Genomic DNA, 22890 nt, shown 5'->3' with positions numbered 1-22890 from the left:
ATACCTAGATCTCACCAACACCCCCCCCCGCGGGGCCGCCCGCCCCCTCCCCCCCCTCATTATGGGGGTTTTGGGGCCCGGCAGGGCGATGAGGGGCGGCGCCGACTTCGACAAAACTTGCTGGCGATCTCACGCCGTCGCGATATAGGCCCTGATCTCCGCGGCCTCGCGCTCGACATCCTCGATGCGCCGCTTGACCACGTCGCCGATCGAAACGATGCCGTCGAGCAGGCCGTCCTTTTCCACCGGCAGATGGCGGAAACGGCCACTGGTCATGATCTCCATGACCTCGTTGACGGTGTGGTTCTCATTGCAGATCTTCACCTTGGGGGTCATCGCCGAACGCACCGCGATATCCAATGCGGCGGCCCCTTCCCTGGCGAGGACCCGCACGACGTCGCGCTCGGAAAGAATGCCGACGATCTTGTGATCGCCATTGGTGATGACCAGCGCACCGATCCTGTGCTCGGCCAGGATGCGAATGGCCTCGCTCAGTTTTTCGTTCGGCCCGAGCGTCAGCACGTCGTGGCCCTTCTGCTCGAGAATTGCCTTAACAGTCATGGCGTCCTCCTCAGTTTACCTTGCCGGTTCCTGCCCTGACCGGCTTTCCCTAGTGCCGGACATCGTGCGCCGCGATCGATTGGTTTTCAAGTGCGGCGCCTTAATGCGCATCGCATGTCGTTGTCGCGAAACAGCGGCGCAGCCTCGGTTCAGGACCGAGGCCATGCTTTTGGGCGACATGCTTCAGGCCCTGAACTCATCCGCCTGCTGGCGCCGATCGAAAGCGCGCAGGCCGAAGAAGCCGGCGACGAAACCGCCAATATGCGCCTCCCAGGCGATCTGGCTGTCGATGCCGGGCGCGAAGGCAACGAGGCCGGTGGCGAGATTGATCACCATCCAGATGGCTAGAAAAGTCACAACGCCACGCGAGCGGAACACCGCCGCCATCGGCAGCGGCGCGCCGGCGAAGGCGGCTTTGCCGGACGAGCGGTCGGTGCGGAAGCCGAAGCGGGCGGCCGCCCCCATCATCCCGGAAATCGCCCCCGACGCGCCGACCAGCGGTGTCTGGCCGAGCGGATGCACGGCCCAGAACAGCAATACCGCCGCCAGCCCCGTCGCCGCGAAGAACAGGCTGAAACGAAGCGCGCCGAAGCGGTTCGCCAGTGGTGAGCCGAAAGCCGCCAGCCAAACCATGTTGATGGCCAGATGTGCAAAGCCGCCATGCAGCAAGGCATAGGTGAAGGGGCTCGAAAACGCGTAGAAATCGAGGTCGAAGCGGCCGGAATAGCGGATCGGAATGAAGGCGGTCCGGATCAGCAGGGAGAAATCCTGGTCGTTGGTGAGCCAGTAGAACCGGATCAGGTGAACGACGACACAGATGCCGATCAGCGCCAGCACAACGGGCGGCATGTTGAACACCGGCTCGCGGCGCGGCTCCGGCTCATGGCCGACAGGTCCGCCCTCGCCCTGTTCGATTTCCGAGGGGCTTGCTGGTTCGCTCATATGGCTCGCACTCAGTCGCTGGTTTCGACTTCGCGAGCATGTAGATCACGGTCACCCGATTCACAAAGGGGCGAATCGCCCCACGCAAATCAAAACGGCGCGAATCAAAATTGGCGCGAATCAAAAAGAAGCCGTCCAAGGTTGCCCTTGAACGGCTGGTCGAGCCCCCATGCTCCCCCAAACTCTTGACTGAAATGCTGCCGATCGCTGCGAAACGACCGCTTCTGGAGTGGTTTTAACGTGCCACGGGCCTGGGCGGAGCGCAACGTAAACCAATTGTTAACCTTAACGGCCCCGACCCGTGAACAAGTGTTAACGATGCTGGCACGCATCCTGCTCCGCAACGCATGTAGGTCCTCGGAGGGCGCCCTTCTGTTCACCGATGGGACATCAGACGACAGATTGCGCGGAGCAGCATAACATGAACCAGAACGGATCGATCACGCTGTTCCATTATTGGAACCGGCTGCGTGACGGGCGCCCTGCCCCGAAGCGTTCGGAAGTCGAGCCGGCCGATATCAAGTCGCTGCTGGCCGACACATTCATCCTGGAAAAGGATACGCGCGGCGAAGCGGTATTCCGGCTCGCCGGCACCAGGCTTTGCGCGGTCTATGGCCGTGAACTCAAGGGGTTTTCCTTTCCCTCGCTGTGGCGCGAGAAGGACCAGCGGCTTATCTCGAAACTGATCCAGGGCGTCTTCGATCAGAAATCCGTCGTGCTCATCACCTATGAAGGTTTCAGCCGCACCGACCGTTCCAGCAAGTTCGAGCTGCTCGCCCTGCCGCTCGACGGCGGCGTCGACAATCCGCGCTGCCTCGGCGTGATAAGCGCCGCTGAAAAACCCTTCTGGCTGGGCGCGGATCCGATCGCCGACGCCCTGATCGATTCGATCCGTCTCGTCGATCCGGAGAAGGAACCGAAATTCCTCAAGAACCGTCCGGCCATCGACGTTCCCTCGCTTGTCCCGTCGGAACTCGATCCGTCCCAGACGATTTCGGCGCTCGGCCAGGCACGCCGCATCCGTCATCTGGTCGTATTCGACGGCGGGCGCGGGGAATAATCCAAAATCCTAAAGTAGCGGCGTCAGGCTTTCCCCTTTGTTAACCCGCTTCGCTGTAGCTTTCCGGCGAAGTTCCTTGCATCAACGCGCGGAATGCCAAACGGGGTGTAGGCAGTCATGAGGTCAGCGGCGGTCGACACCGCGCCGTCCCAAGCTGAAAGGCGCAACTTTCAGCGCGTCCGCGTGAAGATCTATGGACGCTTCATGCTGGAGGATCGCACCGAACATCCGTGCCAGGTGGTCGACATGTCGCCGGGCAATGTAGCGCTTCGCACCGAGCGCATCGGCATGCCGGGCGAGAAAGTCATCGCCTATATCGATCACATCGGCCGCATCGAAGGCGTCGTCACCCGCATCCTGCAGGACGGCTTCGCGATGACGGTCATCGCGTCGGAACGCAAGAAGGACAAGCTTGCAGCGCAATTGACCTGGCTTGCCAACAAGCACGAGCTCGATCTGCCGGAAGACCGCCGCCACGAACGCGTGGCGCCGCGCAATCCGACCAGCGTGCTTCAGCTCGGCGACGGGCGCCAGTACCAGTGCCGCATCATCGACCTGTCGCTTTCGGGCGCCGCGGTCGAGATCGACGTCAAGCCGGCAATCGGCATCCAGGTCATGCTGGGCACCATGCGCGGCCAGGTGGTGCGCCATTTCGAGGACGGCATCGCCATCGAGTTCGCGGTCATCCAGCGGCCGGAAACGCTCGATTCCGAATTCAACGCATCCGGCACCTGACAATTAGCGCACACTCCCGCAAATCGACCGGCCCATTTCGGCCGGCTTTTTGTTGGAGCGCCGGTCAACGCGGCCTGCCACCGATGCCGCGCCAAGGCGCCGCGCCGCGCCGCGCCGCGCCGATGTGATCCCCGCGAAAAACGCCTCAACAACTTTATACTGAAATGATTCAAATTTTATGTTTATTCTATGGGCGTTTTACTTAATGTCTACTTCGAGCCTTTGCGTCGAATAAATCCAATCGTGTCATTGTCTCCTCAAACGGGGAGACTGGACGATGAAGAAGACGAGGGGCAAGCTGTTGCTCTTGGCAATGGCGACGCAGCTTACCGCCTGGGGGACAGCGTATGCAGCGGGACCTGCCTTCATGCACACCGGCAGCCGCACCACACAGCCGGTCGGCCATTACGAGTTCTGCCAGAAGATCCCGCAGGAATGCAGTCAGCGGACGCCGAAGCAGGCGCCGATCGAACTGACCCGCAAGCTGTGGGCGAAGATCGTCAGCATCAACAATTCGGTCAACGGCAGGATCGCGCCGCGCACCGATATGGAACTGTGGGGCAAGGAAGAGGTCTGGTCCTATTCCAATAGCGAATTCGGCGACTGCGAGGATTATGCGCTGGAAAAGCGCCGCGCGTTGATGAACATCGGCGTTCCGGCCGGCGACCTGCTGATGACGGTTGCGCGCCAGCCGAACGGAGACGGCCACGCGGTGCTGACCGTGCGCACCAGCCTCGGAGAGTTCATCCTCGACAATCTCGAAACCAGGGTACTGTCCTGGACCAACACCGACTACACCTATCTGAAGCGCCAATCGAGCCAGAATTCGGGCGCCTGGGTAACGATCAACGACGGCCGCTCCGGCGCGGTTGCCAGCGTCCGCTAAGGACGCGACGCAAAAACCCGGTCGAGCCCCACTCCCCGTCCCCAACGACCGGGTTTAGGAGCCGGCCCAGTCCCCGGGCCGGCTCCACTTTTTTGAAGCGGCACGCTGTCGCAGAAGCGCCGCGCACTTTTGCGCGACATGCATTTGCGACGGCAGCGCCAGGTAGCGTCCGCACTCTAAAGCGCGTCGCGTTTGAGCGGCCTCATGTGACGCGCTTTAGGTCGTTGTTTCGCATTAGGGGCGAGCCTCCAGCACCATGTTGAACGGCGTCTCGGCGGCGCGACGGAAGCGCTTGAAGCCACCGCCGGTCACCACCTTGCGCAACCTCGCCTCGCCGGCCTGGGCGCCAAGCCCAAGCCAGACTTCCTGCGACAGCGAGGCGGGCGTGCACACGAATGTGGGCATTCTTCCGGGCCTCTATTTGCCGGCCTCGTTTTCCGGATCGACGCGGAAATCGGGGGACAATACCGGCAATCGCCGACGAGGCGGCCGGCCTCGCAGCCCATCTCATCAAAAGGCGAGTCGGCTAGTTGTAGAGACGCTTGCAGTTCTCTAACGCTGCACCTCAGAATGTCAGCGATGTGGTCAGATCGTGGCCTCCCCTCCCGCCGGTAGCCGGGACGACGCACGTACCGCGTACAGCGTCCTTGATACACCGGATTGATCCACTAGTTACCCTCCGTGGGCGGTTAGTCGCGAGGTTTGCCTGGGGGCGGCGGCGGTTGCGCCTTTCTGACTGCATGGCGCGGAAAGACGGTTCGACCGACGCACTTTATGGAGGTGGTCGTGCGTCAATCCTCTGAATCCAGCTGGGCATATTTCGTATTCGTTTGCTCGATCGCGGTAGCTTGCGCAGGAGCTACCGCCGGCGGCGAGCGCGGCGGAGGAAAAAGCGGTGGCAACCATGGTGGCGGAGGCAATAGCGCTGCCAGCCAGGGTGGCGGAGGCAATAGCGCTGCCAGCCATCACGGTGAAGGCCGCAAAGACGGCGCGCACAAAGGACCCAGCGGCTCCAGCAGCAGGTCACCGGTGGATGACGATGGGACCAGCACCACTGCAACGGCGGCAGTTGCGGCAACCACGGCCGCCACTGCCGCCAGTGTCGCCCGGTCCGCAAGTGGACGGTCGCTCGACCTTCCGTCCAGCCTTCAGCCTCCTGGTGACGTCGACAGTCCAGCAACGGTCAGTCCAATCAAGGCGCTGCCGGGCGTCCCGGATGAAGTCGTTCGCGCCTGCCGTGATGCGATCGAGTCGGCCGCCGCCCCGTTTGGCGCGACCAGTGTGCGCGTCAGCAGCGCAGGTTCCATACGTCGGTTGAGCCCGGATACGATCTCAGCTCCCGTCGAGGTCAGCATCGACTATGGACGGCAAGGCAACGTGGAGACGCGGCAGGCGCCGATCAAATGCGAATTGAATGCTACAGGCAGTGTGATCGGGCTGACATAGCGTATCGCGCAGAACTACTCGCCGACGAGAGCAGAATGAATTCAATTCATCCGCGGCGTCGTGAGAGGGTGCGATGCAATGCCTCCCAAAGGCCTTGGGCCTTCAACGGGAGGATCGCACAGTCGTTTTGGAAGTCACTCCAATGTCGCCTGTCTTGGCCTGAGGGGATAGGGAAGTGTGAGAGAACGCACCCCCGCAATCCGCGCCGGGTCGCGAGCCTTGCTGCGTGCAGTCTTCTGGCTGACAGCCTTCACGCCGCCGGCAGCGGCGGCTGCGCGGCCAGCGCGCCGCTTCAGCGGCGGCTCAATCTTGGCGCTGCGACGCTCAGCCCTGAGCCTGTCATTGTCCGCGCGCGCGGCGGCCAGGTCGCGGGAAAGAGAAACAGTGACGTCACGTTGCTTGTCCAAAGCCTCCTTCAGCTTGGCGACCTGTAGCAAAAGTGCTCGGGCGGCGTCGCGCTCGAGGCGAGCTTTATCGAGGTCCTCATGGGTCGAGACTGCCGCAGCGCGTTCTCGTGCCAGAGCATGCGCTGTCTCGGTTGCAGTCTGCTCCACTCGTTCTCTCGCTGCGACTGCTCTAGCTCGTTCCTGTTCAGCCGCGTCGCGCTCGATGCGAGTTTTTTTCAGCTCCTCCCCCGTCGAGACTGCTGCAGCGCGTTCTCTTGCCAGAGCCTGCGATGTCTCGGTTGCAGTCTGCTCGGCACGCTTTCTCGCTGAGACTGCCCTGGCTCGTTCCTGTTCAGCCGCGTCGCGCTCGAGGCGAGCTTTTTTCAGCTCCTCACGCGTCGACGCTGCTGCCGCCTGTTGTCGCGCCAGCGCCCGCTCCGTCTCGGCTGCCGTCTGCTCCACTCGTTCTCTCGCTGTGACGGCACCGGTCAATTCCTGCTCAGCCGCGTCCGCGCGCTCCATGAGCGCAGCATTGGACAGTTTCACTTTGGAGAGCTCGCCACGAAGTTCGTCTGACTTTCGGCGTTCGTCATCGAGCATTCCGCTCGCTTGCGCCAGCGAAGCCTTGGCCTTGGCGCGATCCTCGGCGGCCTCGGCCTCAAGCCGCTCAATTTGCGCCTGCGCTCGCGATAGATCGCGCGCCACCGATCCGGCTCGCTGACGCTCCAGATGAGCAGCGGGCATCTCCGTAAAGACATAGTTGGTGGCCTCGCGCAGCATCGTGCGGGTATCTCCCGCAAGGCGCCGCAATGCGTCAACTGTGCGGGCTGCCGCGAGCTCGTTGAGCAATTGCTCCTGGCGTACGCGATCGGCGGCTGCCATGCTTGTCCTCAGCGCGTCGATCTCCTTGCGCGATTCGAGCAGCGCTCGCTGCAGAGCGGCGCTCCTGGCGCGCTCGCCTTCCGCCGCCTGGTGCTCCTGCCCGGCCAATTCCCTCGCTGCGGCTGCCCGAGCAGCAGCTGCTCCGACTTGCGCCCGGGCAGCCGTGAGATCCGGGCTGAGCAATTCGACACTCGTGCGCTCGTCTCCCTGGGCTGGCCCACGCACATCTAATGCAGCACTCGCCGGAAGCTCGATGGGTCGCGAAGGATTGGAGTTGCCCTGGACCCGCGAAATGGCGGGGGCGCTTTCGACCCAGTTTTGTCTCGTCATCGCATAGCTAAGCGGCACGGCCAGACAGATTGCGGCGACGCCAAAGCGGGGCACAAGACCGACCGGCCTGCGAACCCGAGGACGTGAGGCCATCGCTGTGGTGGGGTCAGGATCCTTCGCGAGGGCGAGTTGTGTCGGCATACGGCTCAGAGCCCTGACTGGACTAGTTGGGGCGGCAAGATCAGCCGCCACCTGCCTATGGACATAGCCAGCGATTTCCCTGATCGATGTCGCAAGTCGGCCGGGTTGCGCTATGTTCGTCGCGGAAGCGAAAGCGTTGGTCTGGGTCACAGACGAACTCTCGCAAGCTTCGGAGATCACGTCGAAATACTCGATTTGCACCCCGAACCGAAGGCTATTGGCATCCTGACGCCGAATACCCAGGTCTGCCGTGTCTGAGGGCACGGCAACCTGAGAAGAAGAAGCAGGCTCGGTTGCAAGGTCGACCGGGCTTTCCCAATCCCAAGAAACCTCCTCCTCGGGGAGGTCAGATCCGCCTTCGCTCACATCTGATTTGAGGCGACGCCGTTGCACCGCGATATGGATATGCCGGAGCACAAGATAGAGGCCCATCGAGGCAAATGCTGCTATCCCGCCCAGGACGGCGAGATCTGCGCTGTTTGCGTAAATTTCGGCAAGATGATTTGGCATTGCCGTGCCTGTGCGGTTTTGGGTGTAATCTTAAGATCGTGAAGCGTTGTTGGCCCCTCGCCTTGGTGCTGGCTAAAGCCTTTGGTCGCGTTCGAAGCTGTCACTTGCTTCGAGGTCCCTCCAGTGCTCGAATTGTTGTTGCATGGCGGAGCGGCGGTCGCGCGTTGATAGGCGTGCCGGCGCAGATGACTTTTGTTTGAAACGAAACTTGACAGGCCGTGGCCGCCGATTGTCGGCCGCCAAGGGCGCACAGGCTCTGAAAAGCCGACTTGCACCTCTGCATCTCAACGTCCCGAGAGTTCTCCCACGGTAGCGCACCATCCCACCATTTCCGGCTCTGGACGGTCCGGCTAAGCTTTAAGCTAGGTCACAGGCCTCCACGGTCAACCGTCACCTTATAGTTAGCATCCATCGGCAGTACGTCGGCCATCTGGTGCCGAAGCCGTTTGCCTCGCTTCACGCTGACACGGCGCTAGTCCGGCAGGCCCGCTTTGCGAAGGCCTTCGATATATCTGCTGCGATCGTCCGGTCGACAAAACGGCGGCAGCACCTCAGCGAGATTCGAAAGCCGCAACGTAGGGTCGAGTTCGCGCAGGCGAGCCATCATCTTCTCGGCTTCCGAAAGCCGACCGGCCAAGACGTAACTTGCCGTCGCCACACGCGTCGCGCTCGCGTAGTTTGGTTGCGAACGCAAAGACCTTTTCGCCCACTCAGCAGCATCGTTATAGCGCCCGGCACAAAAGTGAGCGAGCGCGGTGCAAAATTCCCAAACAAAAAAACGAGGATCGAACGGACTGAGGCGCATTGCCTGCGCGGCGCGCTCGACGGCTTTCTCCGGCTCACCTAAGCACGCTTGAACCCACGCGCTGTAACCCCACGCCGCAGCCAAGTTCGGGTTCAGGCCAAGCGCGCGTTCGATGCACGCCGCGCTTTCCTCCACATCGCCGCCTACATAGCCGAGCACGTATCCGCCGTACGAAAGGGCAATTGCATCGTCCCATCCAAGTTCGATCGCTCTCTTTGCCAGTCGGGTCGCCTCGGCAGTCTCTTCAAAGCGATCGATCATCCAGCGGTTGCTCTTTCGCGCCGCATAGCAGCGCGCCGCCCGGGCATAGGCGGCAGCGAACACCGGGTCACAGCCGATCGCCTTCATGAAGAACCGCAGAGCGTCATCCATGGTTTCCTTGGTGTTGACCGCTCGGTCGTGGGACGCCAACCCGCGCAGATAATAGTCGTAGGCGTCGAGGTCCTCAGTCGGCTTGCGCTTGGCGCGCTCAATTTCCGCCTCCTCGACCTTTGGGGTGATCGCGCCGACGATGCTCGAGGCGATCTGGTCCTGAAAATCAAAAACCTCGGCTAGAGTACCTTCAAAACGGTCAGCCCACAGGTGGAGGCCGCTCGAAGCGTCGAGGAGTTGTCCGGTGATGCGCAGGCGCTCACCCGCTTTCCGCACACTTCCCTCGACCACATAGCGCACGCCCAGTTCACGCCCGACCTGCTTTATGTCTATCGAGCGTCCCTTATAGGTAAAACTCGAATTCCGTGCGACTACGAACAGGTGACGAAAGTGAGCCAGGGCGGTGACGATGTCTTCCACCATACCGTCGGCAAAGTATTCCTGCTCCATATCACCGCTTAGATTCTGAAACGGCAGCACTGCAATTGACGGCTGGTCGTCGTGTCTCGTCGGGACCAGCATCTGCGCCGGCGCCGCGACGCCAGAGCTTGGCCCGGGCCGCCGATCCCCAGTTCGTTCGCGGGACTGCAGAGAAGCCGCCAGCGAGCTTGTCTGCGCCTCCGGCTCCGCATCCAGCTGCTTTTTCAGGGCATTGCGACAGAGCTCGAACTGGCGCAAGGCGGCGTTTTCGTGACCGCGATGAGCATGGATCCGGATCAGCGCCCGATGGGCGGCCTCCGCGATAGGATCTGAGGCAAGCAATCTCTCTGCCAGCCCTTCGCAGGCCGTCTCTTCCGCTGAGCCGGGTATCGGCAGCGCGAGGCTCAGCCGATCGACCAACTGCAGGGCCTTGCGCTGATACCTGTCCAGATAGGGTCCAAACCACTCATTCAGTTCCTCAGGAATGGCTTCCCCCGCAAGCAGCCCACCGCGGTAGAGGTCGGCGGCGACGGCGAGATCGGCCGCCCCGCCCTGCTCCAGTTTCCGGTCGAAGATCAAAATGTCCGCGTCATCCGGACCGGCAATCAGCGCGATGGCTTCCTGATCCCCGTCGATGTAGAGGGTGGCATCCTTGCTGGTCGGGAACGAGCGCCGGATGTCGACCAGCGCTTGCCGCAAACTATTGCGCGCCTGGCCATTGCTTCGTCCCGGCCAAAAGGCTTCGGAAAGCTGCTCGCGACGATGGCCGCGGCGGCCCGCCAGCACCAAGGCAGCAAAAAGCAGCGAAGTCTTGCGCGTGGCGAAGCGGACGGGCCGGCGCTCCGGGGAGGTAACCTCGAGGCCGCCCAGCAACCTGATGCGCACAGATCCGTCTCCAGACTTAGACCGCCGCGGCAGAATAGCATTCCGGCAGATGGATTTAACACCGATTTAACGGCAGTTCGTCGGGCTTATCCGTTTTTTTCACGCACAGCCGAACAGCCCGAAAACAGCCGCATGGCACGCTCTCATCCGCAAAATCTCGAAATGGGAGACTAAAAATGGCTGACACGCAAACTCGCGCCGCCCGCACCTCGAAAAGACATTTGTTTGGACCTGGCCTGAAGGGCGCAGCAATGATGATTGCCGAATTCAGGGGGTGGCGGCGCACCGTCGCAAGACGCATGGCACTAGCCGACTTGACGCCCGATCAGCTGGACGACATCGGTCATCCGGAGGCCCATCGACCCGCACTCGACATCAAGGCAGGTCTGATCACGAACTTGATGTCGATGCGATAAGTCCGGCGTACGGCTGCGCAAAGCTATCGACCTGCTCTCCAATCGCAGCCCGCCATGAGGCTTTCAGGCAGCGGCGGATGGGAGCAATATGGCGGCCAATTCAACCTCCGGATCGCTGCGATGTTGGAAATCCCGGAAGATCGATGCGAGCGCCACCGCCTGTTCAAGGCCATCGACGACGCGTTCAAGGCGGGCGACTTCGAGGCCCTCGGTGTGGCTCTCGGCGGCTCACCCGGCTGGTTCGACGAGCAGATGCCCTTTGAACTCGGCCTTGGGCATCCACTGGAGTATGCGATCTATTGGAGCCCCGCCGCTTTCATCTCGATCTTACTGGATGCGGGCTCGGACCCGAACTATCGCCACCACGGCGGTTTTCCGGCAATCATTGCGGCACCCTCCGCCGATCGGGCTGACAGACTGGAAATAGTCCGAACCCTGATCGATGGGGCGCAGACCTGAACATGCGGGGCGTAAACGACTGGACGCCGCTTCACTATGCGGTCGCCATCCGTAGCGTCGATGCCATCCGCCTGCTGTTGGCGGCGGGCGCCGACCCATCGCTCGAAACCCGCATCGACGACTATACGACAGCCCTCGAGGACGCCGACAATGCCGGCTTTGAAGCCGGCGCTTCGTTGCTGCGCGATGCAATGACCAGGCGCGGCTCCAATGGATGGTGAGCTGGGCGACGATGCCGGTGAACCATATCGCCGAAGATTTGACCAAGGCTGGCCTCAGGTCTTCGTCAGCCCCGCCTTGAAGCGCTTGCCGTTGGCGACGTAGTGGGCGGCCGAAGCGCGCAGGCTTGCCACCGCGGCATCGTCCAGTGTTCGCACCAAACGGGCGGGCGAGCCGATGATCAGCGAATTGTCGGGGAATTCCTTGCCTTCGGTGATCAGGGCGCCGGCGCCGACCAGCGAATTCCTGCCGATCTTCGCGCCGTTCAGCACGATGGCGCCCATGCCGATCAGGCTGTTGTCGCCGATAGTGCAGCCATGCAGCAAGGCGCGATGGCCGATCGTGCAGCCTTGCCCGATGGTCAGGGGAAAACCGACATCGGTATGCATGACCGTGTGTTCCTGCACATTGGTATCGGCGCCGATGATGATCGGCTCGTCGTCGCCGCGGATGACGACACCGAACCAGAAGCCCGCGTTGCGGCCGATCTGTATGTCGCCGATCAGGGTAGCGTCGGGCGCGATCCAGTTGCTGTCGGCGTCCTCGAAACCGGGGGCTTTTCCATCGATCGCATAGAGCGGCATTTTTCTCCTCCGAATCGTCTCAGGCTGAAAGATCTGCAATGTCGATCAGCACGACGCCCAACGCCAAAGATCGTCGCCGTGCAACCGCAAGAGATCAGCGCCGTCAGGCAACACTAAAAGCAACGAGTGTGTGTCCAACCGGACCCATCTTCACCTTCCATTTACCATGAAATCGCACAGTCGTGTTTCGACAGGCGTGCCGCAAGAGCCGTGCCACGCACATGAGTCGCTCAAGGACAGCCCAAGGGAACAGACGCATTGGGACAGGCTGCCGATAATCGGGGATCGCGATGAAGCAGGCAGCCGCCGCCAATGGTCCGCAACTCACCATCGTCGATTCCAAGCTGATGAAGCGGGTGTTCTACGTGTTCGCGGCGCTGGTGGTGCTTTCGATGACGATCAGCCTTGGCGGCAAATGGTTGGGCCGCTCGATCGCCATGGCCGGATACACCGATGACACGACAGTCCACGAGGTGGTGATCGGCAACAACGTCATCGCCGTGCCGGCCAATGTCATCCGCTTCGACCAGGCGCGGCGCGACGGCATCGCCTCGCGCCTCGACCTCTATCTGCGTTATCCCGAAATGGACGGCTACAGCGAGGCGGCCCGCGACGATTTCAACCACACTGGATCAGCCAAGAGCATCATTTTTCTGTCGTTCGAACGACAGGTCATGTCGCGTGACATGAGCGGCCGCTTCGCGCCGATCTACAGCGCCCTGATCGTTGAGCCCGGCACGCCCGGTCCGGGCGGCACGACGCTTTACGGCTTCAATGAAAAATCGGGCTATTTCAACGAGGTGCTGGCGGTCGGCAATCGCCGGGGCAAGGACCCGTTCGTGGCCCGCTGCCTGAGCGGCCCAAGTGCTGCGCAGTCGCTGGCGCCCTGCGAACGCGACATTCTGGTCGGCGACAATCTCAGCCTCACCTACCGCTTTCCCATGGAATTTCTGGGCGACTGGCAGGCGCTCGACGCAGCCATCGCCGCCAAGGCTGCGCGTATGCTGAAGGCCGGACGCTAGGGTGGTGAAGCGTCGGCGGGACAGCGCCCCCCTCTGTCCTGCCGGACATCTCCCCCACAAGGGGGGAGATCGCAGCTTCGCCGCTCTGCCACACCTGCGACCGTGGAGATTGGCGAAAGCGGTGGTGACGGCCAATCTCCCCCCAAGTGGGGGAGATGTCCGGCAGGACAGAGGGGGGCGCTGTCCCGCCGACGTCTTGCAAACTTACTCCCGGCTCAGGCGAGGTCGATGTCGAGGATCGCCATCGAGAAATTATAGTCGCCGTCGTCCTCGTCCTTGAAGACGATGCCGAGGAATTCGTCGCCGACATAGACCTCGGCCGAATCATCCTTGCGCGGCCGCGCCTTCACTTCAAGCTTGGGGTTCTGGAAGACGCGCTTGAAATAGGCGTCCAGCTTTCTGATTTCGTCCGGCTTCAAAAGTCTTCTCCGATCGTCGGTCTTGCTCGTTTTGAGCGCGCTTCTGGCACGTCGACAATGGCGATGTAAAGGCAAGCCGGCGAGAGAGACAGGGCAATCGCTTGAGGTTTGCGCCGCCCCTCATTGCCCTGCGGGGCATTTCTGCCCGTATAGTGACGGGGAGAAAGACGCCTTTGCAACGGGCCCTGCCCGAGCGTTCAGATGTCGAAGCTGACGACGTGGTCCATCGATTGCGACGGCAAAAGCTGGTCCATCTGCCGCGAGGGCCGGTCGCAGCCGGTCTCACCGACGACGCGGGCCGGCACGCCGGCAACCGTCTTGTTGTGCGGCACTGGCGACAGCACTACCGACCCTGCCGCGATCTTGGAGCAATGGCCGACTTCGATGTTGCCGAGGATCTTGGCGCCGGCGCCGATCAGCACGCCGTAGCGGATTTTTGGATGGCGGTCGCCGCCGGCCTTGCCGGTGCCGCCCAGCGTCACGCCGTGCAGGATCGACACGTCGTCCTCGATCACCGCCGTCTGGCCGACGACGAGGCCGGTGGCGTGGTCGAGGAAGATGCCCTTGCCGATGCGGGCGGCCGGGTTGATGTCGGTCTGGAACACCGAGGACGACCGGCTCTGCAGGTAGAGCGCGAAATCCTGGCGGCCCTGGTTCCACAGCCAATGCGCCAGCCGGTGCGTCTGGATGGCGTGAAAACCCTTGAAATAAAGCACCGGCATGATGAAGCGGTCGCAGGCCGGATCGCGGTCGTAATAGGCCTGGATGTCGACACGCACCGTCGACGACCAGTCGTTGTCGTCGGCTGCCATCGCCTTGAATGTCTGGCGGATGAGATCGGACCCGATATCCTGATGGGCGAGCCGCTCGGCCAGCCGATGGATGACCGCCTCCTCCAGGCTTTCCTGGTTGAGGATGGTCGAATAGAGGAACGCCGCCAGCAGCGGATCGCGGTTGACCGCCTCCATCGCTTCGTCGCGGATCGAGCGCCAGATCGGGTCGATCGGCTTCACCATGGTCGGGCGGGCAATCGTAACGCTGTTCATCAATGGTCTCCGGCCTAATGTCTCCGGCTTGGCACCAAAACCGCTGCGCACATTTGCGCGACATGCTCTATAAGCCAGATCATAGCACGGTTGAACTCAATTTTCTTTAGTGCATCGTCAAATGGATTTGGTTCACGGAAATTCAAGCGGCCATGGAAAACCAAGCCTTGATCGACGAGCCGCTGAAGCGCGAGCTTTCCGCGTTCTATGAGGCCGAAGGCCGCCACTATCACAGCCTTGCCCATATCGAGGCGATGCTGGCGCTGGCCGGCCACTATCGGGCATCGTTGCACGACCCCGAGGCGGTCGAGGCGGCGATCTGGTTCCACGACGCCATCTATGACAGCCGGGCCAAGGACAACGAGGCGAGGAGCGCCGCCCTTGCCGAGAAAAAGCTCGCCGGCCGCACCGATGCGCAGCGCCTTGGCCGCATCACCGCGATGATATCAGCCACCGCCACGCATGAGTTGCCGCAGTTTGCCGACGAAAATGCCGGCCGCGACGCCGCGCTGTTCCTCGACATGGACCTTGCGATCCTGGGGGGGCCGCCTGATGCGTTCGACGCCTATGAACAGGCGGTGCGCCGCGAATATGGCTGGGTGGAAGAGCCGATGTGGCGCGCCGGCCGCAGTGCTGTCCTGAAGGGCTTCCTCGCCCGCCCGCACATCTTCCACACCGAGGAGTTCCGGCAGCGGTTCGAGGCTCAGGCTCGGCAAAACATGGCGCGTTCGCTCGAAGCGCTCGGGGCGTGACCTGGCTTCTTCCTTCTCCCCTTGTGGGAGAAGGTGGATTGGCGCACAGCGCCAAGACGGTTGAGGGGTGCCGGCCGGAGCGCTGTCGGTGTCAAGCTGGAACACCCTCATCCGTCGCCTTCGGCGACACCTTCTCCCACAAGGGGAGAAGGGAGAGGCGCACCTACTACTCACAGCGGATTTTCGGCATAAAACTCCAGCACCCGCTGCTTGAAGGACTTGTCACCGACGGCCAGCATGTGGTCGCGGCCATCGATGTGGAACGCCCTGGCGTTCGGCATCAAGGCGGCCAGTTCGTCGGGCGAACCGCCGATATCGTCCCTGGTGCCGACGGCAATCAACGTCGGCTGGGCAATGCGCGCAATGTCGGCCTCGGCCAGCAATTCCCGTGAGGTGGTAATGCAGGCGGCCAGCGCCCGGCGGTCGCTGCGGGTCTGGTCGGCGAAGGCGCGAAACGAGCGGCCGCGCGAATGGCTGGTGCTATCTGGATCGTCGGCCAGAAGGGCGGCGGCGATCGGATCCCAGTCGCCGACGCCGTCGACCATGCCGACGCCGAGACCGCCGAAGACCAGCGTGGCCACCTTGTCCGGATCGGAAAGCGCCAGGAAAGCCGATATCCGCGCGCCCATCGAATAGCCCATGACATGGGCGCGTTCGATGCCGAGATGGTTCAGCAACGCTGCCCCGTCGGAAGCCATTTTTGCCGGCGTATAGTCTGACTCCTGATAGCTCTTCGACGAGGCGCCGTGGCCGCGATTGTCGAAGGCGATGGCGCGGTAGCCGGCATCGTTCAGCGCCTTGAACCAGCCGGGCGACACCCAGTTGACGTAATGGGTAGAGGCAAAGCCGTGGATCATGAGCACCGGATCGCCCTGCCCCGATGCCGGCTGGCGGTCGAGGAAGGCAAGGTCAAAACCGTCATGGGAAAAAAACTGCATCTGCGATGGATCCTGCGCGTTCAGTTGCGCGCAGTGCCGATTGCCGGGTGACGCAACAGGTCGCCGTCCTCGATGCCGCTCCTGGCGGCGGTGCCCGCCTTGAGCTCGAGCACGAAGCGAACCGGCTCGCCGGGCGAGATCATCGCCTCGGATTGCGGCTCGCCTTGCTTGATCGCCCGGATTCTGCCGTCCTGACCGACAAAGATCAGGTCGAGCGGCATCGGCGTGTTCTTCATCCAGAAGCTGACATCCCGAGCCTCCTCGAACACGAACAGCATGCCATGGTCATCGGCCATCTCCTGGCGAAACATCAGGCCAGCCTCGCGCTCGGCGGAGGTGTCGGCGATTTCGACGGAGAATGAGCGTTCGCCGCCGTTCGTCACCGCGACCAGCGGCTGCGGGTCGACGGCAAGGATCATCGCCCGGCTGTCTGCCGAAGCCGGTTGCTGCGAATGGAAGAAAGCGCCTGTGGCGATGACAAAGGCGATCGCGGCGCAGACTACGCCCGTTGTCAGCCAGTTCCTGTAAGTCATTCAGACTCCTCGGCCATCGTCCTAGGTATGTTGAAATTCAGGTGAGGTCGGCCTGCAAACGGCGGTTTCCTGTGCTTCCGGTGCTCACGTACCCAAAAGTACGCTCCGCTCCGGTTCTCGGAAACCACCATTTTCGGCGCGGCCTGACCTGAATCTCAAACCACCTGGACCAGGATCCCGAACCTACGGTTCGAAAAAGATCACGGTCAAGCGGAAAGCACCAGATCGCGTCCCGATTCGATCGAGGTGGGACTTTAGTGCGAGACGGGCAAGGTACCCATATCCGGGTGAATTTCGGCAGCCATAAGGCCTTTGTCGCCGCGCCCGAAGCGGACCAGCACGACCTGCCCCGGCCTGAGCTCGGTAATACCGTAACGGCGCAGCGTCTCCATGTGGACGAAAATGTCCTCGGTGCCCTCGCCCCGGGTCAGGAAACCGAAGCCCTTGGTGCGGTTGAACCATTTCACCAGCGCCCGTTCGAGGCCGCTTTCCGGCGTCACCGAGACGTGGGTGCGCTGCTCCTGCATCTCCGCCGGATGGGTCGCCGTGGTGAGATCCATGGAGAGCACGCGGAACGCCTGCAATCCGCGCTCACCTTGCTTGACCAGGCAGACAACGCGCGCACCTTCCAAGGCGGTCTGGAAACCGTCTTTTCGAAGGCATGTCACATGGAGGAGAATATCGCCGGAAGAGCCGTCATCGGGAAGAATGAAACCGTAACCCTTGGCCACGTCGAACCATTTGATAGCGCCAGCAATCTCGACAAGACCGGCCGTGTCGCCGCTCTCGTCTCTTTGCAAGGCGTCGTGACCGGTTCCGTCCCGCCCCATGAAAGAGGCTTTTTCCCCCATAACAACGCCCCCCTTTTTTCAAGAATACCGCAACTGATTCTTGACGTTAGATTAACACTTCCGTTTCCGGTGTGTGCAAGACCTGAGCTGCGTTTTTTCACGGTTCATTGCGGGAATACCGGATTTGTTGTTTGCCGGCAGGAGCGGCTATCGGGAATTGCCCTTTGGCCGGGTGACCCCTATGTTCCGCCGCAAAGCAACATTTCGAGGAAAATCACATGCGCTACCTCCACACCATGGTCCGTGTCGCCGACATCGATGCCTCGCTCGAGTTCTACTGCAACAAGCTTGGCCTCAAGGAAGTGCGCCGCCACGAAAACGAACAGGGGCGCTACACGCTGATCTTCCTTGCAGCGGACGAAGACGAGCAAAGCGGCATCACCGACAAGGCGCCGCTGATCGAGCTCACCTACAATTGGGATCCGGAAGACTACAAGGGCGGCCGCAATTTCGGCCACCTCGCCTACGAGGTCGACGACATCTACGCCACCTGCCAACAGCTGATGGACAGGGGCGTCACCATCAACCGGCCGCCGCGCGACGGCAACATGGCCTTCGTCAAATCGCCGGACGGCATCTCGATCGAGCTTTTGCAGAAAGGCCCGGCCAAGGCCAAGGCCGAGCCCTGGGCGTCGATGCCGAACACTGGAAGCTGGTAACCAGCGAAGTTAGGGAAGAATCCATTCATGCCGACCAGCCATGCCACTGTCGTCACTGAACATGCGAGCCGCTATCTGCAGCAGCTCTGCAAGCACTGGGCGCACAAGTTTCCCGTCGCGTTCGATCCGAACCACGGCACGATCGATCTCTCACTGGGCCGCACGGTTCTCGATGCCGACCCGGCAGCGCTGCATATCGCGGTGGCCGCCGACGAAGCCGGCTCGCTGGAACGGCTGGAGACGGTCGTCGCCGACCACATCAAACGCTTCGCTTTCCGCGAAGAGCTGACCTTCGACTGGAAAATGGCTTCGGCAGCGTAGGCGACTAGGCGCCGCCATTGCGGCCGGCCATCGCCAGCAGCATCAGCACCGTGCGCCAGTTGCGCGCGGTGCAGGGCACTTTCAGCGTGCGCGGGATGAGGTTGGCAAATACCGATTTGCCGAGGCCTTCCGGTGCATGCAGGTAAAGCACGTCGCCCCTGACCTCGAACCGTTCGGGACCGGTGCATTTTTCGGCCAGCTGCGCGACCTCGTCGGCGGTCGGCGGGCGCTCCAGCACATAGGCGTGAAGCTTCGTCGGCTCGCCGGCGACTTCCGGATAGGGATTTTCCGCCACCAGCCGCTCGAACCAGCCGAGATCGCGCACCATGATGCGCGAGTGAAGTCCCCATTTCTTCTCGAAGGCCGTTTCCATCTTTTTGGTCAGCGTGGCCGCATCGCCCTTTGCCGAACGGAACACGACATTGCCGCTCTGCACATAGCTGGCGACGTCGCCAAAGCCGAGCTGCTCGAAGAACGACCGCAACTCCGCCATCTTGACGATGCGGTTGCCGCCGACATTGATGCCGGAAAACAACGCAACGAAAATCTCCGCCCGGGCGCTCATATGATGAACCCGGCCAGCGTCTCGTTGTCGGTGATGTCCTGATACTGGACGCCCTCGGCCTCGAAATTGGCGTTGAGCAGCTCGAAATTGCGGCGGTCCTTGGTTTCGATGCCGATCAGCACCGAGCCGAAATTGCGCGCCGATTTCTTCAGATATTCGAAGCGGGCAATGTCGTCGTCGGGACCGAGCAATTCGAGGAAGTCGCGCAGCGCGCCCGGCCGCTGCGGAAAGCGGATGATGAAATACTTCTTCAGCCCCTCGAAACGCAGCGCCCTTTCCTTCACGTCCGGCAGCCGCTCAAAATCGAAATTGCCGCCCGAAACCACCGCGACGATGGTCTTGCCCCTGATTTCCTTCTTCGAAAAATCCTTCAGCGCGTCAATCGCCAGTGCGCCGGCCGGCTCCAGCACCACGCCTTCGACGTTCAGCATCTCGATCATGGTCGCGCAAAGCCGGTTTTCCGGGATCAGCCGCACGGCCTCGGTGGCAAAGTCCCTGAGATGCCGCAACGGCTCGCGGCCGATCTCGGCCACCGCCGCGCCATCGACGAAATTGTCGACCCTGGCAAGCTTGATGCGCTTGCCGGTGGCGAGGCTCTCGCGCAGGCTTGGCGCGCCGGCCGGCTCGCAGAAGACGAAGCGCGTGTCGCGGCGCTGGTCGGCGAAATAATGCGTCACACCCGCAGCCAGGCCACCGCCGCCGACCGGCAGGATGATGATGTCTGGCATGCGCGCGCCCGGCATCTGGCCTGATATCTCGTAGGCGACCGTCGCCTGCCCCTCGATGATGTCCTTGTGGTCGAACGGCGGCACCATGTGCGCGCCGGCGCTTTCGGTGAATTCGGAGGCGGCGCGGTAGCAGTCGTCGAAAAAGTCGCCGACCAGCCTGATCTCGACGAATTCGCCGCCGAACAGCCGCGTCTTGTCGATCTTCTGCTGCGGCGTCGTCACCGGCATGAACACCACGCCTCGCTTGCCGAAATGACGGCAGACGAAGGCAAAGCCCTGGGCATGGTTGCCGGCGGAAGCGCAGACGAACAGCTCGGCATCGTTGCCGGCGGCGAGCGACTTGCGGAAGAAATTGAAGGCGCCCCTGATCTTGTAGGAGCGCACCGGCGACAGATCCTCGCGCTTCAGCAGCACGCGCGCGCCGGTCTTCTTCGACAGATAGTCGTTTTCCTGCAGCGGTGTTTCCGGGAAGATCCGGCGGATCGCGGCAGCGGCGACCGCGACGCGGGAAGAGAAACTGGTCATCGAAAAAATTACCCCGGATCGTCTGTGGTGTTCGCGAAGCTAGCACACGCCGTACGTGTTTGATCAGGGCAATCGTTCTGGCTTTCGCGCAACAGTGCGACGACTGTCGCAAGCCGCTGAGCGCATTTCGGCAAGAAACGACTTACTTCTGCCGCACTTCGGCTGTCCGGGAGGGGTCGCGGAGGTTGGATCAAGCCTTTCGGCCGGAGTGGAATTCTAGAGTTGAAGAAGATTTGTATCCTTGTCCTTGCCTTGCTCGTTGCCGGCTGTGGCGGCCGGCAGACCGAGGAACTGCTCGGCAGCGCCATGGTGTCGGCGCCGGTGACCGATATCGCCGGCAACCACAGCATCTTCATCGCCACGACGCGCAAGCGCTCCGACGATCCCAGCAAGGTTTTCGACCGCGAGCGCTCGGCCACGCTGAACTATGCCCGCGTCAACGTCACCGTGCCGGGAACCCACGAAGCCGGTCAGATCGAGCGGCGCTCACGCGGCAAGTCGAACGACCCGGCCAAATATTTCATGGCCTCCGACGTCGTCGGCTACGACACCGCGCCGAAATTCTCCAACGCGCTCAGTGCCGACATCGCCGCGCGCGGCGGCCGCGTCATGCTTTTCGTCCATGGCTACAACACCGGCTTCGACGCTGCCGTCTACCGCGTCACCCAGATCGCCCATGATTCCGGCTACCCGGGCACGCCGGTGCTGTTTTCCTGGGCCTCGGGCGCCAAGACCCGGGACTATGTCTATGACAGGGAAAGCGCCAGTGCTGCCCGCGACCAACTGGAAGTCACGCTGAGAATGCTCTCGCAGACCGGCTCGCGGCGCATCGACATCGTCGCCCATTCGCTGGGGACCTGGGTTACCATGGAAGCGCTGCGCCAGCTCGCCATCAATGGCGACCGCGATCTCAGCGGCAAGCTCGGCGACGTCGTGCTGGCCTCGCCCGACATCGATGTCGACGTGTTCAAGAGCCAGATGCGCCGCTACGGCAAGCCGAACAAGCCATTCATCCTTCTACTGTCCGACGACGACCGGGCGCTGCGGCTCTCCGGCCTGATCGCCGGCTCGCGGCCGCGCGTCGGCGATTACAAGGACGCCGCCGACCTCGCCGACTATGGCGTGAGCGTCGTCGATCTCTCCAGCGTCAAGGGATCGGATCGCTTCAACCACACCAAATTTGCCGACAACCCCGAGCTGGTGAAGATGATCGGCCAGCGGCTGCGCGAGGATGACGGATTTGCCAGCGACCGCGAGGTGACCGACCGCATCAGCCTGCTCGGGCAGTGAGGTGCGTTCGAAGACTTTTCTCGTCGTAGCGTTTGCGCTCGCCGTGACCGGCTGCGCCGGCCGCAAGACACACGACCTTCTCAACACGACGACCGTGACGGTGCCTGCCTCCGACATCGCCGCCACGCATGAGATCTTCGTCGCCACCACCCGAAAAAAGGCGACGAAGGACCCCCGCCAGGTGTTCGACGGTGACCGATCACCGACCACCAGTTTTGCCAGTGTCGAAGTCACCGTCCCGAAAACCCATGAGGTCGGCGCCATCGAGCGGGTCAGGGGCTCCGCCAACAGCAACCCGGCGAAGGACTTCACGGCAACCGAGGTCGAATTCTACGAAGGCGCCCCGCAATTCGCCAAGGCGGTCGGCGCCGACATCGCCATGCGCGGCGACCGCGCTCTGGTTTTCGTGCACGGCTTCAACAACGGTTTCGACGACGGCATCTACCGGCTGACGCAGATCGCGCACGATACCAAATACTCCGGCACGCCGGTGCTGTTCTCATGGGCGTCGAGCGGCAAGACCACGGGCTATATCTACGACAAGGAAAGCGCCAACGCGGCGCGCGACGATCTCGAAGAGACGTTGCGGATGCTGGCCAAGACGAAGGCCAAGAGCATCGACATCATCGCTCATTCGATGGGCACCTGGGTGACGATGGAGGCGCTGCGCCAGCTTGCCATCACCGGCGACCGTGATCTCGGCGACAAGCTCGGCTATGTCATCCTGGCCTCGCCCGACATCGATGTCGATGTGTTCAAGAAGCAGATGATCCGTTACGGCAAGCCCGACAAGCCTTTCGCCATCCTGCTTTCGGGCGACGATCGCGCCCTGAGGCTGTCCTCGCTGATCTCCGGAGACAAGCCGCGCGTCGGCGACTATGGCGACGCGGCCGACCTCGCCAGCTATGGCGTGTCGGTGGTCGACCTGAGCAAGACCAAAGGCGGCGACCGCCTGAACCACGCCAAATTCGCTGACAACCCGTTCCTGGTGCAACTGCTCGGCGACCGGCTGCGCGCCCCGGCCGGCCTGGCATCAGACGAGGTCGATCCGGCGCGGCCGATCGACAATCTCGGCCAGGGCATCGGCAAGGCCGTCGGCTCCGTCGCCGAGATCGTCATCACCACGCCGTTCAAGGTGCTGACCATCGCCACCGGCGGATGAGGAGTGGACAACGCGGCCCAAGCTGTGGCGGGCTTGCCGG

General features: G+C 62.4%; 25 protein-coding genes and 1 pseudogene. 13 read left to right on the top strand and 13 right to left on the bottom strand.

Translation table 11 applies throughout. From position 1 onward, the window contains the following. Positions 1–129 precede the first annotated feature (129 nt). Together AC0L17_RS30675 and AC0L17_RS30670 are read right to left on the bottom strand one after the other, a co-directional pair. A complete protein-coding gene (locus tag AC0L17_RS30675) occupies positions 130–561 on the bottom strand; it encodes a CBS domain-containing protein (RefSeq protein WP_023798170.1) in 432 nt (143 codons plus the stop codon). Between the two features lie 183 nt (positions 562–744). Then, the gene (locus AC0L17_RS30670) at positions 745–1503 is read right to left on the bottom strand and encodes a rhomboid family intramembrane serine protease (protein WP_473518514.1); all 759 of its coding nucleotides are present in this window, start codon (positions 1501–1503) and stop codon (positions 745–747) included. Between the two features lie 421 nt (positions 1504–1924). Between AC0L17_RS30670 and AC0L17_RS30665 the strand changes: the two genes are divergently transcribed. The 3 genes from AC0L17_RS30665 (at position 1925) to AC0L17_RS30655 (ending at position 4184) form a co-directional block, all read left to right on the top strand. Continuing rightward, complete coding sequence (locus AC0L17_RS30665) at positions 1925–2563, top strand: PAS domain-containing protein (protein ID WP_091591271.1); 639 nt, start codon at positions 1925–1927, stop codon at positions 2561–2563. Between the two features lie 117 nt (positions 2564–2680). Then, the gene (locus AC0L17_RS30660) at positions 2681–3298 is read left to right on the top strand and encodes a PilZ domain-containing protein (protein WP_027154470.1); all 618 of its coding nucleotides are present in this window, start codon (positions 2681–2683) and stop codon (positions 3296–3298) included. A 277-nt stretch (positions 3299–3575) separates the two neighbouring features. Beyond that, positions 3576–4184: a transglutaminase-like cysteine peptidase gene (locus AC0L17_RS30655; protein WP_287074461.1), complete on the top strand. Its 609-nt coding sequence runs from the start codon at positions 3576–3578 to the stop codon at positions 4182–4184. A gap of 234 nt (positions 4185–4418) precedes the next feature. On the opposite strand, the pseudogene AC0L17_RS30650 reads toward AC0L17_RS30655, so the two are convergent. After that, a pseudogene (locus AC0L17_RS30650) lies at positions 4419–4583 on the bottom strand (SAM-dependent methyltransferase); the annotation flags it as partial. 375 nt (positions 4584–4958) lie between these two features. Between AC0L17_RS30650 and AC0L17_RS30645 the strand changes: the two are divergent. Continuing rightward, positions 4959–5630, top strand: a complete 672-nt coding sequence (locus AC0L17_RS30645) for a hypothetical protein (protein ID WP_473518513.1) — start codon at positions 4959–4961, stop codon at positions 5628–5630. Between the two features lie 134 nt (positions 5631–5764). Here AC0L17_RS30645 and AC0L17_RS30640 read toward each other — a convergent pair whose 3' ends face one another. Then, complete coding sequence (locus tag AC0L17_RS30640) at positions 5765–7735, bottom strand: hypothetical protein (RefSeq protein WP_473518512.1); 1971 nt, start codon at positions 7733–7735, stop codon at positions 5765–5767. 616 nt (positions 7736–8351) lie between these two features. Next, entirely contained in the window at positions 8352–10361 is a 2010-nt protein-coding gene (locus tag AC0L17_RS30635; protein ID WP_473518511.1) for a BTAD domain-containing putative transcriptional regulator, read from the bottom strand. Between the two features lie 176 nt (positions 10362–10537). On the opposite strand from AC0L17_RS30635, the gene AC0L17_RS30630 reads away from it, so the two are divergent. Genes AC0L17_RS30630 through AC0L17_RS30620 form a run of 3 tightly spaced genes read left to right on the top strand, consistent with a single transcriptional unit; the run spans position 10538 to position 11457 of the window. After that, positions 10538–10777, top strand: a complete 240-nt coding sequence (locus AC0L17_RS30630) for a DUF1127 domain-containing protein (RefSeq protein WP_473518510.1) — start codon at positions 10538–10540, stop codon at positions 10775–10777. A 54-nt stretch (positions 10778–10831) separates the two neighbouring features. Next, positions 10832–11236: a hypothetical protein gene (locus AC0L17_RS30625; protein ID WP_473518509.1), complete on the top strand. Its 405-nt coding sequence runs from the start codon at positions 10832–10834 to the stop codon at positions 11234–11236. A 2-nt stretch (positions 11237–11238) separates the two neighbouring features. Further along, positions 11239–11457, top strand: coding sequence for a hypothetical protein (locus tag AC0L17_RS30620; RefSeq protein ID WP_473518508.1), 219 nt, complete (start codon positions 11239–11241; stop codon positions 11455–11457). Positions 11458–11511: 54 nt separating this feature from the next. Here AC0L17_RS30620 and AC0L17_RS30615 read toward each other — a convergent pair whose 3' ends face one another. Further along, the gene (locus AC0L17_RS30615) at positions 11512–12039 is read right to left on the bottom strand and encodes a gamma carbonic anhydrase family protein (RefSeq protein ID WP_473518507.1); all 528 of its coding nucleotides are present in this window, start codon (positions 12037–12039) and stop codon (positions 11512–11514) included. 290 nt (positions 12040–12329) lie between these two features. On the opposite strand from AC0L17_RS30615, the gene AC0L17_RS30610 reads away from it, so the two are divergent. Further along, positions 12330–13061 (top strand): hypothetical protein, encoded by a 732-nt coding sequence (locus AC0L17_RS30610; RefSeq protein ID WP_473518506.1) that lies wholly within the window; start codon positions 12330–12332, stop codon positions 13059–13061. Positions 13062–13276: 215 nt separating this feature from the next. Here AC0L17_RS30610 and AC0L17_RS30605 read toward each other — a convergent pair whose 3' ends face one another. After that, on the bottom strand, positions 13277–13480 hold the full coding sequence (locus AC0L17_RS30605) for a DUF3126 family protein (protein ID WP_013531334.1): 204 nt from the start codon (positions 13478–13480) through the stop codon (positions 13277–13279). A 197-nt stretch (positions 13481–13677) separates the two neighbouring features. Further along, positions 13678–14526 carry a serine O-acetyltransferase gene (cysE, locus tag AC0L17_RS30600; protein WP_027156043.1) on the bottom strand — a complete coding sequence of 283 codons (849 nt, stop codon included), beginning with the start codon at positions 14524–14526 and terminating at the stop codon, positions 13678–13680. Between the two features lie 152 nt (positions 14527–14678). On the opposite strand from cysE, the gene AC0L17_RS30595 reads away from it, so the two are divergent. Beyond that, positions 14679–15278, top strand: coding sequence for an HD domain-containing protein (locus AC0L17_RS30595; RefSeq protein ID WP_473518505.1), 600 nt, complete (start codon positions 14679–14681; stop codon positions 15276–15278). Positions 15279–15448: 170 nt separating this feature from the next. On the opposite strand, the gene AC0L17_RS30590 is transcribed toward AC0L17_RS30595, so the two are convergent. The 3 genes from AC0L17_RS30590 to AC0L17_RS30580 form a co-directional block, all read right to left on the bottom strand. Beyond that, positions 15449–16216, bottom strand: a complete 768-nt coding sequence (locus tag AC0L17_RS30590; RefSeq protein WP_473518504.1) for an alpha/beta fold hydrolase — start codon at positions 16214–16216, stop codon at positions 15449–15451. Positions 16217–16236: 20 nt separating this feature from the next. Continuing rightward, positions 16237–16749, bottom strand: coding sequence for a DUF192 domain-containing protein (locus AC0L17_RS30585; protein WP_473507566.1), 513 nt, complete (start codon positions 16747–16749; stop codon positions 16237–16239). A gap of 254 nt (positions 16750–17003) precedes the next feature. Beyond that, positions 17004–17579, bottom strand: a complete 576-nt coding sequence (locus AC0L17_RS30580; protein ID WP_329608822.1) for a cold-shock protein — start codon at positions 17577–17579, stop codon at positions 17004–17006. Positions 17580–17818: 239 nt separating this feature from the next. On the opposite strand from AC0L17_RS30580, the gene gloA reads away from it, so the two are divergent. Both gloA and AC0L17_RS30570 read left to right on the top strand, forming a co-directional pair. Next, positions 17819–18259, top strand: a complete 441-nt coding sequence (gene gloA, locus AC0L17_RS30575) for a lactoylglutathione lyase (protein WP_473518503.1) — start codon at positions 17819–17821, stop codon at positions 18257–18259. A 27-nt stretch (positions 18260–18286) separates the two neighbouring features. After that, on the top strand, positions 18287–18580 hold the full coding sequence (locus tag AC0L17_RS30570) for a DUF2218 domain-containing protein (protein WP_473518502.1): 294 nt from the start codon (positions 18287–18289) through the stop codon (positions 18578–18580). Positions 18581–18584: 4 nt separating this feature from the next. On the opposite strand, the gene AC0L17_RS30565 is transcribed toward AC0L17_RS30570, so the two are convergent. Beyond that, a complete protein-coding gene (locus tag AC0L17_RS30565) occupies positions 18585–19145 on the bottom strand; it encodes a DUF1697 domain-containing protein (protein WP_473518501.1) in 561 nt (186 codons plus the stop codon). Beyond that, positions 19142–20398, bottom strand: coding sequence for a threonine ammonia-lyase IlvA (gene ilvA / locus AC0L17_RS30560; RefSeq protein ID WP_473518500.1), 1257 nt, complete (start codon positions 20396–20398; stop codon positions 19142–19144). The genes AC0L17_RS30565 and ilvA overlap by 4 nt, the downstream gene beginning before the upstream one ends. A gap of 222 nt (positions 20399–20620) precedes the next feature. On the opposite strand from ilvA, the gene AC0L17_RS30555 reads away from it, so the two are divergent. Then, a complete protein-coding gene (locus AC0L17_RS30555; RefSeq protein WP_473518499.1) occupies positions 20621–21688 on the top strand; it encodes an alpha/beta hydrolase in 1068 nt (355 codons plus the stop codon). Between the two features lies 1 nt (position 21689). Then, positions 21690–22850, top strand: a complete 1161-nt coding sequence (locus AC0L17_RS30550; RefSeq protein ID WP_473518498.1) for an alpha/beta hydrolase — start codon at positions 21690–21692, stop codon at positions 22848–22850. Positions 22851–22890: the final 40 nt, after the last annotated feature.

This window comes from Mesorhizobium sp. WSM4829, assembly GCF_055811475.1.
The sequence above is the reverse complement of the archived record's forward strand: the minus strand, read 5'-3'. Positions and strand labels throughout refer to the sequence as shown.

Bases quoted from the DNA above. Each gene is read 5' to 3' on its own strand.
- AC0L17_RS30645 (WP_473518513.1), top strand. From the start codon at position 4,959: ATGGAGGTGGTCGTGCGTCAATCCTCTGAATCCAGCTGGGCATATTTC.
- AC0L17_RS30610 (WP_473518506.1), top strand. From the start codon at position 12,330: ATGAAGCAGGCAGCCGCCGCCAATGGTCCGCAACTCACCATCGTCGAT.
- AC0L17_RS30585 (WP_473507566.1), bottom strand. From the start codon at position 16,749: ATGACTTACAGGAACTGGCTGACAACGGGCGTAGTCTGCGCCGCGATC.
- AC0L17_RS30570 (WP_473518502.1), top strand. From the start codon at position 18,287: ATGCCGACCAGCCATGCCACTGTCGTCACTGAACATGCGAGCCGCTAT.
- AC0L17_RS30665 (WP_091591271.1), top strand. From the start codon at position 1,925: ATGAACCAGAACGGATCGATCACGCTGTTCCATTATTGGAACCGGCTG.
- AC0L17_RS30670 (WP_473518514.1), bottom strand. From the start codon at position 1,503: ATGAGCGAACCAGCAAGCCCCTCGGAAATCGAACAGGGCGAGGGCGGA.
- cysE (WP_027156043.1), bottom strand. From the start codon at position 14,526: ATGAACAGCGTTACGATTGCCCGCCCGACCATGGTGAAGCCGATCGAC.
- AC0L17_RS30630 (WP_473518510.1), top strand. From the start codon at position 10,538: ATGGCTGACACGCAAACTCGCGCCGCCCGCACCTCGAAAAGACATTTG.
- AC0L17_RS30660 (WP_027154470.1), top strand. From the start codon at position 2,681: ATGAGGTCAGCGGCGGTCGACACCGCGCCGTCCCAAGCTGAAAGGCGC.
- ilvA (WP_473518500.1), bottom strand. From the start codon at position 20,398: ATGACCAGTTTCTCTTCCCGCGTCGCGGTCGCCGCTGCCGCGATCCGC.
- AC0L17_RS30675 (WP_023798170.1), bottom strand. From the start codon at position 561: ATGACTGTTAAGGCAATTCTCGAGCAGAAGGGCCACGACGTGCTGACG.
- AC0L17_RS30615 (WP_473518507.1), bottom strand. From the start codon at position 12,039: ATGCCGCTCTATGCGATCGATGGAAAAGCCCCCGGTTTCGAGGACGCC.
- AC0L17_RS30655 (WP_287074461.1), top strand. From the start codon at position 3,576: ATGAAGAAGACGAGGGGCAAGCTGTTGCTCTTGGCAATGGCGACGCAG.
- AC0L17_RS30620 (WP_473518508.1), top strand. From the start codon at position 11,239: ATGCGGGGCGTAAACGACTGGACGCCGCTTCACTATGCGGTCGCCATC.
- AC0L17_RS30595 (WP_473518505.1), top strand. From the start codon at position 14,679: ATGGAAAACCAAGCCTTGATCGACGAGCCGCTGAAGCGCGAGCTTTCC.
- AC0L17_RS30625 (WP_473518509.1), top strand. From the start codon at position 10,832: ATGAGGCTTTCAGGCAGCGGCGGATGGGAGCAATATGGCGGCCAATTC.
- gloA (WP_473518503.1), top strand. From the start codon at position 17,819: ATGCGCTACCTCCACACCATGGTCCGTGTCGCCGACATCGATGCCTCG.
- AC0L17_RS30580 (WP_329608822.1), bottom strand. From the start codon at position 17,579: ATGGGGCGGGACGGAACCGGTCACGACGCCTTGCAAAGAGACGAGAGC.
- AC0L17_RS30590 (WP_473518504.1), bottom strand. From the start codon at position 16,216: ATGCAGTTTTTTTCCCATGACGGTTTTGACCTTGCCTTCCTCGACCGC.
- AC0L17_RS30565 (WP_473518501.1), bottom strand. From the start codon at position 19,145: ATGAGCGCCCGGGCGGAGATTTTCGTTGCGTTGTTTTCCGGCATCAAT.